This is a genomic window from Parabacteroides gordonii MS-1 = DSM 23371, assembly GCF_000969825.1.
GTDB lineage: Bacteria > Bacteroidota > Bacteroidia > Bacteroidales > Tannerellaceae > Parabacteroides > Parabacteroides gordonii.
In genome coordinates this window covers 2,959,881-2,976,333 of sequence record NZ_KQ033919.1, presented here as the reverse complement: position 1 = coordinate 2,976,333, position 16,453 = coordinate 2,959,881, and the positions used below count along the sequence as shown (strand labels likewise).

Genomic DNA, 16,453 nt, shown 5'->3' with positions numbered 1-16,453 from the left:
CTCTCAGCGTATCCGGCTCTCCACTAATTTTAGTCTATCTTTCCGTCATGTATCTTTTTGTGACAACTCCTGCACACGGCAATCGTTTTGCGTTTGCGGGCAATCATGTGTCGTTCCCAGCTTTCCTTACCCTGCAAGTTCTTTAGTTTCCTTACATGGTGCATAACAAGGTCGTCTGTCGCTCCACATAATTCACACTCATGGGCTTTCAGCCTTTCAACAAGACTTGTCCGCCCCGCAGTATAAATTGTTCGTGGCATGGTGTCACATTCCGATTTATAGGTGGGCTTCTTGCGTTTGAAGCCACCGTCGTAAAAGTATCTTTCCTTTACACCTGTTTTAGTCATGTGCTTTATGATAAACCTACCGTTCTTACGATATTTCTTGTTTACCTTGCGTGTGCGGCACTTATATTTGCCTGCAAACGTTTTGTACATGCTGTATTCCATGATGTACTTGAAATTATTCAAGGCATGGGCACAGTTGTTGGCTATGGAGTAGTAATTATAGAAACCCACGATTTCCCGATTATAGCTATCAAGGATTTCAAGGTCGTCATTGAATATCAGTCCCGATTTACATTTCGGTTTCCATATTTCCTTTCCGTTACGGTTTGTCATTTCCAAGACTCCCCAATCGAACAGTTTTTTACGGACAGTTTCCATACTGACATTCAAGCAGACCCTTTTACCATAGGTTCTTCTTAATCTACCCCGTTTATCACGTCTTTGGTCGTTGGACTTTCTTACAGTAATTTCATATCCGAGAAACTTGGCAGGTCTTTCGGTATGGGTGACAAGTGTCTTTTCATCAGACAGTTCCAATGCCAGTTTATCAGCAAGGAAGTTTTTAATATCTCCCTTTATCTGTTGCGCATCTTGCTTACTTCCGATAATTCCCACGAGAAAATCATCTGCATATCTCGCATATTTCATTCTCCTGTAATCGGCATCCATTTCTTCGCCATTGGGATATTTAGCCCGTCCTTGTTCTATTGCTTTCAGTTCAAGGATTAGCTTTACCCTTTGCCTTTCGTCTTTTACGGACTTCAATCTTCGCACAATACGTTTTCTTGCATTGCCGAAGTCCAAACTTTCTCTACTGAATTTTCGTTTCTTCCCTTTATCGAATTTGGCTATGTATTCCTTTATATACTTATCCAGCTTGTCAAGGTATATATTAGCCAATATCGGGCTGATGATACCCCCTTGCGGTGTGCCACTGTAAGTATTGTGGAATTGCCATTCTTCGATATATCCCGCTTTCAAAAACTTGCGTACTAAGCGTATGAAGCGTTCGTCCGCAATGCGCTCCTTGAGTATGTTTATTAATACATCATGGCTTATATTATCAAAGAAACCTTTTATATCTCCCTCTACAAACCACTTTGCACCGCTAAACTCCTTTTGGATGTGAGTTAATGCAGTATGGCAGCTTCGATTGGGTCGAAACCCATGCGAGGTGTATTCAAAATTTCCCTCGTATATGGCTTCCAATACCATTCTTACTACTTCTTGTATTAACTTGTCATTGAAAGTCGGTACGCCAAGAGGTCTTTTCTTACCGTTTTTCTTCGGTATGTACACCCTCTTTGACGGTTGGGGCTGGTACGTTTCATCTTTTAACGTATCAATCAACTTTTCAATTCGTTTCAGGCTCATGTTGTCAATGGTCTGACCGTCCGAACCTTTAGTCATGTTGCCCTCTTTGGCGTAGATGTGCTGATAGGCAACATAGAACATTTCCTCATTGAACAAAATTCTGTAAAGACGTTCAAACTTGTAGCTTACATCCTTACTGTGTTCTGATAGACTGTTTAATACTCTTTCTGGACTTCTCATAATGTCTCTCACATTTTCCGTTAATTGTATTAATAATTAGCTGCTTCCCTTCGCCATGTACAAGGCGTTACCTTGCTCGGACTACTATGGAAGCTCCGTTACCACTCCGAATTTTCATAGGTCAAACCTAATAGCCTTTCGGCACTTCGGGATAGGTAATCCCCGTTTATTACATCGTAACTGTTGGCATGATAGATTGTCGGATACGACTTCCGTCCTTCACTCGCTTACTGCGGTTGTGTCGTGATAAGTTCTTGCTACATTCATACCTATACACTGAAGTAGTATCACGATATGGCGATTGATAGTTACCTTACGCCATAGCCTAAAGGGGAACCACTCGGACTATCGTTTAATCAATTCGGACTTTATCCTCATATCTATCTTTTCATCTCGCCATTCAGTCGCAGTTTGGTAACTAACTGACTTATGACTTTTCCGACATGCTACACTCCCTGCTCGGTTAAGTTTTCCCGAAAACAGATAAGTCGGCTGATGATAGGTTATTTTCAAAGAACACTTTCCTAATCTCTTGCCAAAGAGATGTTTACGATGCAACCTTTACGGGCGCACACAGATATTACAAGTAATCAACAAAAGTCTCCCTATAAAATGGAGTTATAAAGAAGGAGTCTATTACATAAAATAATAAATAATCAGTTGCCTATGAATTAATACTAGTAAAACAACAAAAACCGGCCATACCAGGTATAGCCGGTTTACATAAAAAGGAATAACCGCTTCTACTTCTCCGCGACCAAACATCGAGGTAGAAGCACATTATTAATCTTATTATCTGTACAAAAATATGGAAAATGTTTCGTATTACAGATCTTTCCTAAGTAAAGATCTCAATAAATTATTTTCAATTATGAGAATCACAATTATTATTCTCTTTATTGCTTTGTTTCAGGCAAAAGCTTTAGAGTCGTACTCACAAACGACTAAAGTATCTGTGGAAGCCAGACAAATGGCTCTTACCGATTTATTTCCAATCATTGAAAAGCAAAGTGAGTTCTTATTTTTCTATGTTGACTCTGATGTAAAAGGTATCTATGTCAATGTTAATGCTAAAGACAAGCAGATTGGGGAGATCCTGTCTAATGCATTATCCGGAACCAATCTGACATATACGATCAATGACAGAAGCATAAGCATCACAAAGCAAAACGATGTTAACCAACAGACAAGACTCATTTCCGGTAAAGTAACCGATCCGAATGGAGAACCGGTTATTGGTGTTAATATTATGGTACAAGGAACGAGTAACGGAACCATTACAGATCTCAATGGTGCATTTAAGCTGGAAGTTCCTTCCGGAGCAATATTGCAAGTTTCATATATTGGTTACCTACAACAAATAATTCCGGTAGGCAATCAACAAAACTTCTCTATTGTTTTAAAAGAAGACACACAGAATTTGGATGAAGTAGTTGTTGTGGGCTACGGCATCCAAAAAAAGAGTGTTGTTACGGCAGCTATCAGTAGGGTTACTTCCAAAGATTTATCGAATGCCACCCCGACACGTGTAGAAGATGTACTAAAAGGGAAAATCTCCGGTGTACAAATCACCCAGAACTCCGGCCAGCCGGGAACATCATCCGTAGTACGCATCCGTGGTATCGGTACAATCAACAACAGTGATCCGCTCTATATCGTAGACGGTATGCCAGTCAGCAGTGGCATAGACTATCTGAATCCAAAAGATATAGAGTCTATTGAAGTATTGAAAGATGCCGCCTCAGCCGCTATTTATGGAGCTCGGGCTGCCAATGGTGTAATCCTGGTGACTACTAAAGAAGGAAAAATCGGAAAAACAAGAGTAAACTACTCTTTCTCCTACGGCATCCAGAATCCATGGCGAAAAAGAAAATTACTAAATGGACAACAGTATGAGGAGATAATGAATGAAGCCTATATAAATGCGGGTATGGATCCTATATACGACAATCCGGCAAAAGTTGGAAAGGGGACAGATTGGCAAAGTCTTATATTCAATGATAATGCTCCGGTCATTAACCATAACGCCAGTATAAGTGGAGGTAATGAAAAGGGTTCTTATTTCTTATCATTCGGCTATCTGGATCAGGAAGGTATCGTCGCTAAAGATAAGTCAGACTACAAGCGCTACAACTTCAGGCTGAATTCAGCTTACAATATTTTTGAAAGCAATGATCGTTCATTTTTAAAGAAAATGCGTGTTGGTGTTAATGTAGGTTATACTAAAATAGATCAGAAAGGTATTGATGAAAACAGTAATGGCAGTGGTCCTCTATTTGCAGCAACCATGTCTCCGAGTAACCAGCCTTTGTACGAGACTGATGAATCAGTTATCAATGATCTGACAAACCGATATGGAGACCAACTGGTCAAAGATGATAACGGTAAGCTATATAAAATCATCTCAGGTAGTGAACTTACAAATCCTGTTGCTCAACTGAAAATTATCAATCAAAGAAATGCAACGCATAAACTGGTAGGTTCTATTTGGGGAGAATTAGATATCATAGATAATTTAGTATTTAAAAGCAGTTACTCCACAGACCTCGCTTTTAAGGAATCAAACAATTGGAGACCTGCTTATTACTTATCGGAAACCCGAATGGATGATGTATCCAGGATCGAATCAAGCATGAGTAGAAACACCGTATGGAACTTTGAAAATACGTTACGATACAATAAGCAGATTGGTGTTCACTATTTTACCGTGATGGTCGGTTCTACCATCCAAAAAACAACGTATACAGATATCAGAGGGAAAAATACAAATCTGATTTCCTATTCTCCTGATAAAGATTATCTTGATTCAGCCCTGGGATCCAAAGCAGATCAGGAAGCTTTCGGTTCTGCCAGAGAACATGCTTTGGCTTCATTCTTTGGACGTATAAATTATAATTATGCAGAACGCTATTTAGCAGAAGTTGTTTTAAGACGTGATGGTTCTTCCAACTTCTCATCGAAGCACCAATGGGCTTACTTCCCATCTGTATCATTAGGCTGGAATATTCACAATGAAGCATTCTTTACAGAAAACAATACCCTTAATGCTCTAAAGATAAGAGCGAGTTGGGGTAAAAACGGGAATGAGGCAATTAACGGTTTCCAATATACTTCACTTATTAAACCGGGAGCCAATTATATTTTCGGAGATAATGTAGCAGCATCCGGTATGGCAGCATCTAAACTAGCAAACTCTGAAGTCCGTTGGGAAGAATCAGAACAATTTAATATAGGAGTCGATGCCCGATTATTCAACAACAGCCTGTCTGCAACCATTGATCTTTTCCATAAATCAACCAACGGAATGTTAATGGCTTTACCTATCCCTCAGTTTATCGGGAATGATGCCCCGGATGGCAATGTCGGAACAATGACTAATAAAGGTATAGAAATGGAAGTATCATACCAGGGAGACATCTCCGATTTTACCTATCAAATAGGGGCTAATGCTTCTTATATGAAAAATAAAATCAAAGATATCGGAGTAACGGCCGGATATACAGATTATGCAAATTACGGAACTGTCGGGGTTATCCAAAGACATACGACAGGATATCCCATAGCCCACTTTTTTGGTACTCCGGCTATCGGAATATTCCAAAATCAGGAACAGATCAACAACTATAAAAACAACAAAGGAGAATTAATACAACCCAATGCTGTTCCTGGTGATGTTATCTTTCAGGATGTCAATAACGATGGTAAAATCAATGACGACGACCGTACTTACTTAGGAAAACCTACTCCGGACTGGACTGTCGGTTTCAATATGGCTCTGTCTTATAAAAATTTTGACTTCTCCATGTTCTGGCAGGGAGTATTCGGCAATCAGATTTTTGATGCCTCAAGAAGACCCGACCTGGCTCATGTAAACTACTCGACTTATATTTTGGATAGATGGCATGGTGAAGGAACTTCCAACTATTATCCTCGTGTAGTATATGCTAATCAGGAGAACAATAACAATACAAGAGCATCCAATCTGTATCTATACAATGGTAATTATTTCAGACTAAAAAATCTACAGTTGGGATATACTTTACCTAAAAATCTGACACAGAAATTTCTCACACAGGAACTCCGGGTTTATTTCATGTGTGAAAACCTTCTCACTTTGACAAAATATCATGGAGGCGATCCTGAAATCGGAGCCGGAATGGGCGTAGACCAAGGAATATACCCACAGGCCAGGACGTTTTCTTTTGGTGCAAGTATCTCATTTTAAAATTATAAGGTATGAAAAAATATGCTATTATATTAGGAGTTGGATTATGTTTAAGCTTAGGATCATGCAACGATTTTTTAGATGTAAATCCGAAGACTGAAATATCCGAAGAAGAATATTTTAAGAATGAAAATGAAATATTCAAGGCATTAACAGGGGTATATGATATCCTGCAAGCCGGACATAATGATCCCCATTATTATTTTTCATTCTGCGCAGACATCATGTCTGATGATTTGAACGCAGGGGGTGGTGACGCTACAGACCTCATGATATTACAGGTATTAGATAATTTCACGATGTCCCCCATCACAGCTCCACACGGATTATGGAATCAATATTACAAAGGCATTAACCGTGCCAATACGCTTATGGCAAAAATTCCTAATGCAAGTGGTAATCCGAATAATCTGGCGCGTATGAATACAGAAGCGCAACTACTACGCTCCATTTATTATTATTGGTTATGGCTATATTATGGCAATCTGGTGATATTGACTGAAAATATTACTAATCCGGATGAATATTATACTCAACAGCAAAGAACTGCTACCGACGTATATAACTTCCTTATAAAAGAGTTAGATGAGATAATCGGTAAATTGCCGATGACCGTTACAGGTGATGAAACCGGACGTTTAACAGATGCTGTAGCCCGCACACTGAAAGCAAAAATCGTTTTACAACAAAACGATGAATCCAGGTTCCCGGAAATCATAAATGAACTGGAGGTTATTATTAATAGTGGCAAATACAATCTGGTAAGCGATTTTGAAAAAATGTGGTTACGGGAGGGTGAGCATTGCGAAGAATCGATATTTGAAGTAGAGTTCTCCGTAGATGATAACAATCGTATGCCGCAGATCTCATTCCCCCGAGGTTTCACAGACCCTACCGGAACCTTTCTGGAAGGATGGGGATTTGGTACAATGCAAAAAGCGACAGTTGATATGTATGAAGATTCTGATATACGGAAATACGCTACCGTTTTTGCTATAGACGATTCGATTAAAGCTTATGAAGGCCGGGAAAAAAACTGGAGTTATACACCTGCCTATCAAAACACTGGTTATTTCTTAAAGAAATACGCTCCAAGAGTAGGTTACTACGGGCCTAGCCGTTTTGATTTTGAAAATAATATCCGTGTATTTCGTTATGCAGATGTTTTATTAATGGCTTCAGAGGCTTTATTGCGTAGCGGAGGTTCAACAGCTAAAGCACAGGAATATTTTTCTATGGTTTATAAACGGGCAAGACCCGATGTCACCGATGTCCCAACAGTCAATCTGGATATCCTTTATCTGGAACGTCATAAAGAATTTGTTGGTGAAGGACACCGTTATTGGGACTTAATAAGGACAAATCAGGCTGCTACCTATCTATCCGATAAAGGATGGAAAAAGCACAATTGCTATTTACCTATCCCTGATTCCGAGATAAGTAAAGCCCAGGGTTCTTTAAAACAAAACGAAGGGTACAATTAATCACTTTCCTGAAATCTATGCAGCTTTCTTTTTGAGAAAGGTCTGCATAGATTTCTGAAAATCAATATATAACACTCATGAGAACAAGTTTTCTTTTCACAACAATCCTGGGATTTGTACTATATCCTTTAATTAATCATGCTCAATCTTATTCTTATAAATTCCAGAATCCGGACTTACCTATAGAGGAAAGAGTCGATAATTTGGTCGGTCAACTCACTCTTGAAGAAAAAATAAGCCAGATGATGAATAATGCCCCTGCCATCCAAAGACTGAACATTCCTGCTTATAATTGGTGGAATGAATGCTTACATGGAATAGCCAGAAGCCCTTACCATACCACTTCATATCCCCAGGCAATCGGTATAGCTGCAACCTGGAATCCGGAAGCAGTACAGAAAATGACCGATCAGATATCGGATGAAGGCAGGGCTATTTATCATGATGCCACACGCAAAGGGAAAACAGGCATCTTTCTTGGATTAAGCTTCTGGAGCCCGAATATCAATATCTTCAGAGACCCTCGCTGGGGAAGAGGCCAGGAAACATATGGAGAAGATCCATTTTTAACAGGAGCAATCGGAACAGCATTTGTAACCGGCCTGCAAGGCAATGATCCGCACTATTTGAAATCATCAGCTTGTGCAAAACATTATGCCGTACATAGCGGGCCCGAATGGAACCGACATACATATAATGCACAAATCAGCAACTACGACTTATGGGATACCTATCTTCCCGCTTTCGAACAATTAGTGAAACAAGCCAAAGTTACGGGCGTAATGTGTGCCTACAATTCATTCTTCGGGCAACCTTGTTGTGGTAATGACTTACTCATGACCGACATTTTAAGAAACCAATGGAAATTTGACGGGTATGTAACTTCCGATTGCGGAGGTATAGAAGACTTCTATAAGCACCATAAAACACATCCGGATGAAGCCAGTGCTGCCGCAGATGCAGTATTACACGGTACTGATTGTGAATGTTCCCATAATGGAGCTTACCAGGCATTGGCCGATGCAATCGGTGAAGGACTTATCACAGAAGAACAGCTTGATACTTCTGTCAAACGTCTTTTTAAACTAAGATTCCAAATGGGAATGTTCGACCCTGAACAACGAGTTCCATATGCCCGGATCCCAACCTCTGTATTAGAATGCCGGGAACATCAGGAACACGCCCTTGAAATGGCACGCCAGTCAATCGTTTTATTAAAAAACGAGAATGACATTCTCCCCTTAAAAAAAACACTTAAAAAGATAGCCGTTATTGGCCCTAATGCTGACGATAAAGCCGTGCTTCTAGCAAATTATTATGGGTATCCAAGTAAAGTAACTACCTTACTGGAAGGCATCAAACAAAAAGTAGGAAACAATACCGAAATTATATATAAACAAGGTATTGGACTAACCGATAATCTGGTCTTTACTTCAACATATGATACAAATCTTTTTTCTTATAATGGTACTCATGGTTTCTTTGCCGAATATTACCAAAACATGGACAGAAAAGGAAAGCCAGGGTTATCACGTATGGAAAAAAAGATAGATTATCAGTGGGGAGATGGAGAGGATATCGCTAATGGGATAATCACCCGAGAATTGTCCGCCACATGGAAATCGACTTTTATCCCCGATAAAACGGGAGAAGTATGTTTTAAGCTACATGCCGATGACCGGGCTAATTTATACATCAACGGAGTGCTGCAAGAAAAAACAGGTAATACCGCTAACTATTTCCCACTTAGTGTACAAAAAGGGGAGAAATATGACATATTCATCGAGTACTGGCAATTTGCAGATAATGCAGAAATAACTTTCGACATGGGAATCTTGGAAGAAACAGATTGCCAGACAATCGCCTCTTCCGTAAAAGATGCAGATGTGATCATTTATGCAGGAGGTATTTCTGTGAAATTGGAAGGTGAAGAAATGGGAGTCAATATAGAGGGATTCAAAAAAGGAGACCGCACATCCATAGCACTTCCTTCCATCCAATCCGAAATGATCAAAGCATTACATGCTACAGGAAAACCAGTCGTATTCGTATTAATGACCGGTAGTGCTATCGGTTTGGAATGGGAATCAAAAAATCTACCGGCAATCTTAAACACATGGTATGGAGGACAGGCAGGTGGAGAAGCGATCGCCGATGTTCTATTTGGAGACTACAACCCAGCAGGTCGTTTACCTGTCACTTTCTATAAAAAAGTAGAAGACTTACCCGATTTTGAAGACTATAATATGAATAATCGTACATATCGTTATTTTACAGGAGAAGTAGTTTATCCGTTTGGCTACGGATTAAGTTATACGACCTTCCAATACGACCAACTGGAGATTCAGTCTCTTCCGGGAAGTAAAGGGATTAAGGTTTCTGCCATTGTCAAAAATTCAGGGCAACGAGACGGAGATGAGGTCGTGCAACTTTATCTCTCCCATCTTAATAAAACACATGTACCATTAAAATCACTCAAAGGATTTAAGCGAATCCACCTGGCTGCAGGAGAATCTCAAAAAGTAGAATTCTTACTAACCCAAAAAGATCTTTCCATTGTAACAGAGACCGGCGAATCAATCTATTCTCCAGGAAATATCGATATAACCGTCGGAGGTGGACAACCCGGTTCAAATGCTTCGGGAACGATATTGACAAAATCGTTCTTTTTGCAGTAAAATATCACATCTATTTCCGGTATACTTATTTCCCAGGTGTAATTAATAAAGAAGCCTGAACTTTTGAAAAGTTCAGGCTTCTTTATTAATTGTCGTATTACGTTTTATTCCTGACTCGCCAAATGGTTCTTTAGCGGATTAGTGTACATTTCCAATATCTTTGTACGCAGGAATGCTTCGTCCTTATTAGGAAGAACGATCTTATCCAGTTGTCCCTGCAGGTATTCTTCGAAATGTTTCTTATCTCTTAGTCCGTAATTGCCGCTGAAACGTTTGGTTCCGGTCAGCATATCATAAGCAACATAGTTGCAAGGATAGAAACGGTAATGTTTGTAGATTTCCTTATCGATGATGGAGGCGATCGCTGCGATCAGTTCGTTCTTTTCCATATTCCTGTCGAGAGCGGCTAACTGGTCGTTGATCGGCTCTGTCAGTGTGAAGTGAACGCGGCCTTTATTATTCAGTATACCGGTTTCCATGCTCAACAGGTCGTCGCGCTGGCTTTTTACATAGTCAGGATCATCCCGTTTCATCTGGAACTCTTTTGCCTTCAGGAAGTCGCAAGGGTCATACTCGTAAGAGATAGCGACCGGGAAGATATTCAGATCCATGATGTTAGAAACGATATCCTTGTCGCCGCTCATGTTCAGCATCTTCAGGACACTCCCCTGTGTACGGTCGTTCGAATCCTTGGCACGGCCTTCACGCTGGGCGATCCAGATAGACTCTTTCGTTTCGTTGATCGTATGGCGGACATAAGCGGAAAGCGTACGGCTGACATCCAGCATCTGACGAACAGAAACTCCGCGTTTTACGATAAAACTGTTGTTCAGGCGAACCAGTGTTTCGATCCAGGGACGGATCATCAGGTTATCACCTATCGCTACCTGCGTCATGCCATAACCCACATCATACAGCATAACATTCAGGAATGAGGCATCCAGTACGATGTCGCGATGATTGGAAATAAACGTACAAGGCTTTTTGTCTTTCGGAAGACGGCTCCGTCCGGAGATTGTCAGTGAGAAAGTCGTCTTATTGGCAACCATCATCACCGCTTCGTAAGCCAGCTTCGATTTAAAGTCTTCTTTTGTCTTGAACGAACGCATCGTTTCAGAAAACTCTTTCCAGTTCACATCCGGCTTGATATACCGGAAGGCCCGCTCGAAATCTTCGTTGGTTACCAGTGCTTCGATAGCATCCTTCACCTCGTCGTTGTTCAGCGGACGAATGTCGTCAAAATTATAGGAAACTTCTGTATCCATATCTTTTTATTATTATTTACCTACCTTTTGCAGTTCATTTTCAATGATGTCAGTCATAACATCCTTGATATCCAATCCGGCAGCCCGAACTTGCTGCGGGATAAAGCTGGTAGCCGTCATACCCGGTGTCGTATTTACTTCGAGCATTTTCGGTTTCCCGTTTGCTTCGATAATAAAATCTACCCGGATGAGTCCTTTGGCGCCCAGTATGTCGTAAATCTTCGATGCTTCGCGTTGTACTTTCTCCGTCAGTTCGGGAGAGATACGGGCGGGAGTGATCTCGTCGGACTCGCCGTTATACTTCGCGTTGAAATCAAAGAACTCGTTCTTTGTAACCACTTCGGTAAGAGGTAAGATTACTTCTTTTCCTTCTACCTTATAACAACCGCAAGTCACTTCTGTTCCGGAGATAAAACTCTCCAGCATGACCTCGTCGCCTTCGGCAAATGCCTTTGCAATAGCCGGTTGCAATTGTGAAGCTTCCTTAACTTTGGTTACTCCGAAGCTGCTTCCCCCATCGTTGGGTTTCACAAAGACCGGCAGTCCTAACCGACTGATCGCTTCTTGTTCCGTCACAGTCTGTCCTTTGAACAAACGGATAGAGTCGGACACATTTATACCAAAACTACGCAAATAATTATTGCAAACAAACTTGTTGAAGGTAAGTGCGCTGACCAACTGACTACAGGAAGAATAAGGCATCCCGATCAAATCGAAATAGCCCTGCAACCGACCGTCCTCTCCCGGAGTACCATGAATAGTAATATAAGCAAAGTCAAAATGCTTCACCTCACCATTCTCCCGGAAACTAAAATCATTTTTATCAATTGGTGTATGTTCCCCGCCAGGAAGTTTAACCGCCCATCCTTCTTTCTTAACGATTGCAATATATAAATTATATTTGTCTTTATCAATAAAAGAGTAGATTCCTTCTGCACTTTTTAATGAAACAACAATCTCGGAAGAATCTCCCCCGGCTACAATAGCAATGTTCTTTTTCATTTTTATATTTCTTTAGTATTTGCATATATCCGCCACTTCTCTATCAATTGTGCCATATCAGCGGGAATCTCGGAATCAAAAAACATTTCCTCACCGGTAGTAGGATGCACGAATCCCAGCGTTTTGGCATGCAGTGCCTGCCGGGGACAGATGGCAAAGCAGTTCTGTACGAACTGTTTATATTTAGTAAAAGTTGTTCCTTTCAGAATTTCATTTCCGCCATACCGCTCATCGTTGAAAAGGGTATGACCGATATATTTCATATGTACACGTATCTGGTGCGTACGTCCTGTTTCGAGGCGGCACTTCACCAGCGATACATACCCCAAACGTTCCAGTACGGAATAATGGGTAACGGCCGTTTTTCCCTGATCTCCTTCGGGAAAGACCGTCATCTGCATCCGGTCGCGCGGATCGCGTCCGATATTACCTTCTATACGGCCTTCGTCCTCCTGCACAATTCCCCAGACCAGCGCACGATATTCGCGTTTGGTAGTCTTATTAAAGAATTGCAGGCTGAGGTTGGCCTTCGCTTCCGGTTTCTTGGCCACTACCAGCAGCCCGGAAGTATCTTTATCGATACGGTGAACCAATCCCAACCGTGGATCGGAAGGGTCGTAGGTCGGATCGTCTTTCAGATACCAGGCCAATGCATTTACCAGCGTACCGGTGTAGTTACCGTGTCCGGGATGCACAACCAGGCCTGCCGGTTTATCCACCACCAGCAAGTCTTCATCTTCATATATTATTTTAAGAGGGATATTTTCCTGAACGATTTCCAGTTCACGACGGGGACGGGTCATTACGATCGTCACCACATCTTCCGGCTTCACGCGGTAATTACTTTTTACCGGCTTACCGTTTGCCAGGATACATCCGGCTTCGGCAGCGAGTTGTATCCGGTTGCGGGTCGATCCGAACATACGGTCTACCAAGAACTTGTCTACCCGCAACAAGGATTGTCCGCGATCGGCAACGAAGCGGAAATGTTCATACAGTTGGGGAGTTCCATCCTCCTCTTCCTGTCCTAACAGGCCGTCAGCCTGTTCATCATCCATTTCGTCAAAAAAGTCATCCATAGTTAAAACCAGTTTTCTTCTTCACTATCCAACGATTCGACAGGCATGGTCGACAGCGAGTCTTCGGGAAGAATTTCAGCCTCGCCACTGCTCACCTTCAGCACCAAAGGAGCCGTAAGCGGGACATGTTCCCCTTTATTCAACGTCCTTCCACGCAAATCGACAGAGACTGCCAGATCCTTAAAATCGCCCGGCACATATTCGATCTCCACATTTTCAAATCCGCGGGCCCGCAGCAAGGCATACGCCTGGCGGAACGACAAGTCTTCCACTTCCGGTATGGTAGCCATCTGCGAAGTCATCGCATTCACTGTAATGAACACGATCCGCCCTTCTTTCACCTTCGAACCAGCCGAAGGTACCAGCTCTACGATCGCTCCCGGGCTGACATCTTTCGAGAATACCGAGTCGATCACATTATAACGTAAGTTGTTATTTTTGAAGAATTCAGCGGCTTCTTCCACTCTCAGGCCTTTCACATCCGGCACGACAACAGCCTCATTATGCCTCGTATACTTATCGAGCCATTTCAGGGTGCCATAGATCAGACCACATGCCACGACCACAGCCAGCAGCAAGTTCAAGACGTACGGATTCTTTATCAGTTTAACAAAAAAGTTATTCATTTCTATTTTGTGTTTGTAGGCGGGATCAAAAGTAGAAAACAAAGCCGTTAAAACAAAGAAAGTAAAGGCTTTTTAGTAAAAACCTCTACTTTCTTTATGAATAATTTCTTTAAAACGGGCTGATTATCCGTTGTATTCGTCAGAAACAGATAACTTAGCTCTTCCTTTAGCACGACGAGAAGCTAATACTCTACGACCATTAGCAGTTGCCATTCTTGAACGGAAACCATGCTTATTCTTTCTTTTTCTGTTGGAAGGTTGGAATGTTCTTTTCATCTTTCTATATATTTATTTATTATTATCTTATACCAATTCGGGCTGCAAAGATAGAGGCTTTTTTTTAATAAACAAAGAGTTAGCTGTTTTTTTCGATACAAATGTACGATTTCTCAAAAAAGAGAATAAATCATCCATTGTATAGAAATCAACTAATAAACTGATATGTAGCTGTTAAAAAATACCCCCTTTGTACATATTATCGAAATTATGCTGTCCTTCAAACTTCTTAGCCTCCTCTCCTTCCGGATTCAATTCGATCGATTTTTTCAGATCATCGAAAGCACCTTCCTTATCGCCTTTCAGGTTCTTTGCCCGTCCGCGTTCGGCGTAAGCCTTGGCAAAATCGGGTTTGATATCAATGGCATCATCAAAGAAAGCGATCGCTTCATCCAATTGCTCTTTCGTAATCAGAAGGGTTCCTTTCAGGATACAGGCATCTTCGTTGAAGGGGTTCAGGTCGAGTGCCTGCTGGTAATCAGCGGCGGCGGCTCCCAGGTCGCCCAAGGATTCATGAATCTTTCCTCTTACTAGATAGGTTGTTTCCTCTTCCGGAGCCAATGAGATTGCTTTTTCGATATCAGGCAATGCTTCTTTTCCCTGTTTCATAGCCAACAGGATTTCTGCACGGAGCAGGTAAGCATCTGTAAAATCATCTTTCAGCGCGATCGCTTTCGTCAGGTCGGCAATAGCGCCCAGCGGATCGCCGGTCGTTCTTTTAGCTTTCGCCATCAGGAACCAGGGAAGATGGTTGGAAGCGTCGAGCTCGATCACGCGCATACAATCGGCAATCACTTCCTGATCCTTGTCCAGCATGAAAAGCACGCTCACCCTTGTCAGCAAGGTATTTACATGCTCCGGCTCCAACTCCACCATGCGGTTCAATACATCCAATGCCTTTCCGGTTTCATTGGTCATGGAGTATGCCGATACCAGATAGTTCATTGTTTCAAAATCTTCTTCGATATTCAACGCCTCGGTAAAGCATTTAATAGCATAAGCCACCTGCCCCATTTTCTGGGCACGAACGCCATCATATTTTAATATGTCAAAGTTTTTCTGATCGTTTTTCACTTTCTCTTCTACTGTATCCTCATTTTTTTTAGAAGAAGAGAACAAGGATGTAAAGAAATTTCCCATGATAATACATTTTATTCTGAGGGGCAAAGGTAAAAAATAAAACAAAGATATTCAGCATTAACCGGAGAATTCCGTGATAAACAAAATGACAGCAACATTCCGTAGACCACCATAATATCAAATTGTCAATTCAGCCCGTTCTTAGAGAAGCTGTACGGGTACAAATCAAGGCCTGTTGTTTTTTACGCTACTGTCAGCGATTTAGCAAATAACATTTCAACTGATTTAGACTCACAAAAGCAACATTGTGAAGCACCCAGAGAATAACACAGAGCAGCTAGTCGCAGATTACCCGAACATACCATCAATACGATCTTTCATCCATGACGTATATTCACCTTGCTACAGAAAATAAAAATGTTATTCAACATGCCTTTCCCGCACAAAAAAGCCTCAAAAAAGGCGATAAGCAACAGCTATTAACATATTTTTCATCTAAGACAAAATTTCATTTCGCTTCAAATGAAAAAAATTTCGTTTTAAACGAGTTGAAAATTCGTTTAAAACGAATCGTGAAAGATGTATATCCGGATAAAATTGTTAAATATTGTATTTTGAAATATTCTACAACATCGATTTGACAGAATACATACGCCACAAGAAACCGATATATAGAATCTTTTTACTCAAAAAAACGCTCTATATCACTTCATTTTGTTAGACCCACAACCTCCAACAATTAAACCTCAAAAGCGTAAATATTATCTTTTCTTTGTCTCATATACTTTAATCCTCTCTTCACAGCATTGTTTCGCAATATCCCGGAGCAATTCGACGCTGGACAGAAGCGTTTCAGAAACTTCATCTCATAAAAATAACTATTTATCACAAAAACCC

General features: G+C 41.2%; 10 protein-coding genes. 3 read left to right on the top strand and 7 right to left on the bottom strand.

All coding sequences use genetic code 11. The annotated features are described in order from the left end of the window. Nucleotides 1-29 precede the first annotated feature (29 nt). A complete protein-coding gene (locus tag HMPREF1536_RS11200; RefSeq protein ID WP_046151773.1) occupies nucleotides 30-1,841 on the bottom strand; it encodes a reverse transcriptase/maturase family protein in 1,812 nt (603 codons plus the stop codon). A gap of 871 nt (nucleotides 1,842-2,712) precedes the next feature. Between HMPREF1536_RS11200 and HMPREF1536_RS11195 the strand changes: the two genes are divergently transcribed. From HMPREF1536_RS11195 to HMPREF1536_RS11185, 3 genes are all read left to right on the top strand, one after another. Then, on the top strand, nucleotides 2,713-6,066 hold the full coding sequence (locus tag HMPREF1536_RS11195; RefSeq protein WP_225607947.1) for a TonB-dependent receptor: 3,354 nt from the start codon (nucleotides 2,713-2,715) through the stop codon (nucleotides 6,064-6,066). Nucleotides 6,067-6,077: 11 nt separating this feature from the next. Then, entirely contained in the window at nucleotides 6,078-7,550 is a 1,473-nt protein-coding gene (locus tag HMPREF1536_RS11190) for a RagB/SusD family nutrient uptake outer membrane protein (protein WP_028728281.1), read from the top strand. 77 nt (nucleotides 7,551-7,627) lie between these two features. Next, nucleotides 7,628-10,228: a glycoside hydrolase family 3 C-terminal domain-containing protein gene (locus HMPREF1536_RS11185; protein WP_028728280.1), complete on the top strand. Its 2,601-nt coding sequence runs from the start codon at nucleotides 7,628-7,630 to the stop codon at nucleotides 10,226-10,228. Between the two features lie 104 nt (nucleotides 10,229-10,332). Here HMPREF1536_RS11185 and HMPREF1536_RS11180 read toward each other — a convergent pair whose 3' ends face one another. From HMPREF1536_RS11180 to HMPREF1536_RS11160, 6 genes are all read right to left on the bottom strand, one after another. Further along, on the bottom strand, nucleotides 10,333-11,493 hold the full coding sequence (locus tag HMPREF1536_RS11180) for a 1-acyl-sn-glycerol-3-phosphate acyltransferase (RefSeq protein WP_028728279.1): 1,161 nt from the start codon (nucleotides 11,491-11,493) through the stop codon (nucleotides 10,333-10,335). Between the two features lie 12 nt (nucleotides 11,494-11,505). Then, complete coding sequence (locus HMPREF1536_RS11175; RefSeq protein WP_028728278.1) at nucleotides 11,506-12,495, bottom strand: D-alanine--D-alanine ligase; 990 nt, start codon at nucleotides 12,493-12,495, stop codon at nucleotides 11,506-11,508. A gap of 2 nt (nucleotides 12,496-12,497) precedes the next feature. Then, on the bottom strand, nucleotides 12,498-13,574 hold the full coding sequence (locus tag HMPREF1536_RS11170) for an RluA family pseudouridine synthase (protein ID WP_028728277.1): 1,077 nt from the start codon (nucleotides 13,572-13,574) through the stop codon (nucleotides 12,498-12,500). Nucleotides 13,575-13,576: 2 nt separating this feature from the next. Beyond that, the gene (locus HMPREF1536_RS11165) at nucleotides 13,577-14,200 is read right to left on the bottom strand and encodes a PASTA domain-containing protein (RefSeq protein ID WP_028728276.1); all 624 of its coding nucleotides are present in this window, start codon (nucleotides 14,198-14,200) and stop codon (nucleotides 13,577-13,579) included. A 123-nt stretch (nucleotides 14,201-14,323) separates the two neighbouring features. Then, entirely contained in the window at nucleotides 14,324-14,476 is a 153-nt protein-coding gene (gene rpmH / locus HMPREF1536_RS27080) for a 50S ribosomal protein L34 (RefSeq protein WP_075555701.1), read from the bottom strand. 174 nt (nucleotides 14,477-14,650) lie between these two features. Further along, nucleotides 14,651-15,616, bottom strand: coding sequence for a tetratricopeptide repeat protein (locus tag HMPREF1536_RS11160; RefSeq protein WP_028728275.1), 966 nt, complete (start codon nucleotides 15,614-15,616; stop codon nucleotides 14,651-14,653). Between the last annotated feature and the right edge of the window lie 837 nt (nucleotides 15,617-16,453).

Coding starts and splice junctions, on each gene's coding strand:
- HMPREF1536_RS11170 (WP_028728277.1), bottom strand. CDS start 13,574: ATGGATGACTTTTTTGACGAAATGGATGATGAACAGGCTGACGGCCTG.
- HMPREF1536_RS11160 (WP_028728275.1), bottom strand. CDS start 15,616: ATGGGAAATTTCTTTACATCCTTGTTCTCTTCTTCTAAAAAAAATGAG.
- HMPREF1536_RS11175 (WP_028728278.1), bottom strand. CDS start 12,495: ATGAAAAAGAACATTGCTATTGTAGCCGGGGGAGATTCTTCCGAGATT.
- HMPREF1536_RS11200 (WP_046151773.1), bottom strand. CDS start 1,841: ATGAGAAGTCCAGAAAGAGTATTAAACAGTCTATCAGAACACAGTAAG.
- HMPREF1536_RS11195 (WP_225607947.1), top strand. CDS start 2,713: ATGAGAATCACAATTATTATTCTCTTTATTGCTTTGTTTCAGGCAAAA.
- HMPREF1536_RS11190 (WP_028728281.1), top strand. CDS start 6,078: ATGAAAAAATATGCTATTATATTAGGAGTTGGATTATGTTTAAGCTTA.
- rpmH (WP_075555701.1), bottom strand. CDS start 14,476: ATGAAAAGAACATTCCAACCTTCCAACAGAAAAAGAAAGAATAAGCAT.
- HMPREF1536_RS11180 (WP_028728279.1), bottom strand. CDS start 11,493: ATGGATACAGAAGTTTCCTATAATTTTGACGACATTCGTCCGCTGAAC.
- HMPREF1536_RS11185 (WP_028728280.1), top strand. CDS start 7,628: ATGAGAACAAGTTTTCTTTTCACAACAATCCTGGGATTTGTACTATAT.
- HMPREF1536_RS11165 (WP_028728276.1), bottom strand. CDS start 14,200: ATGAATAACTTTTTTGTTAAACTGATAAAGAATCCGTACGTCTTGAAC.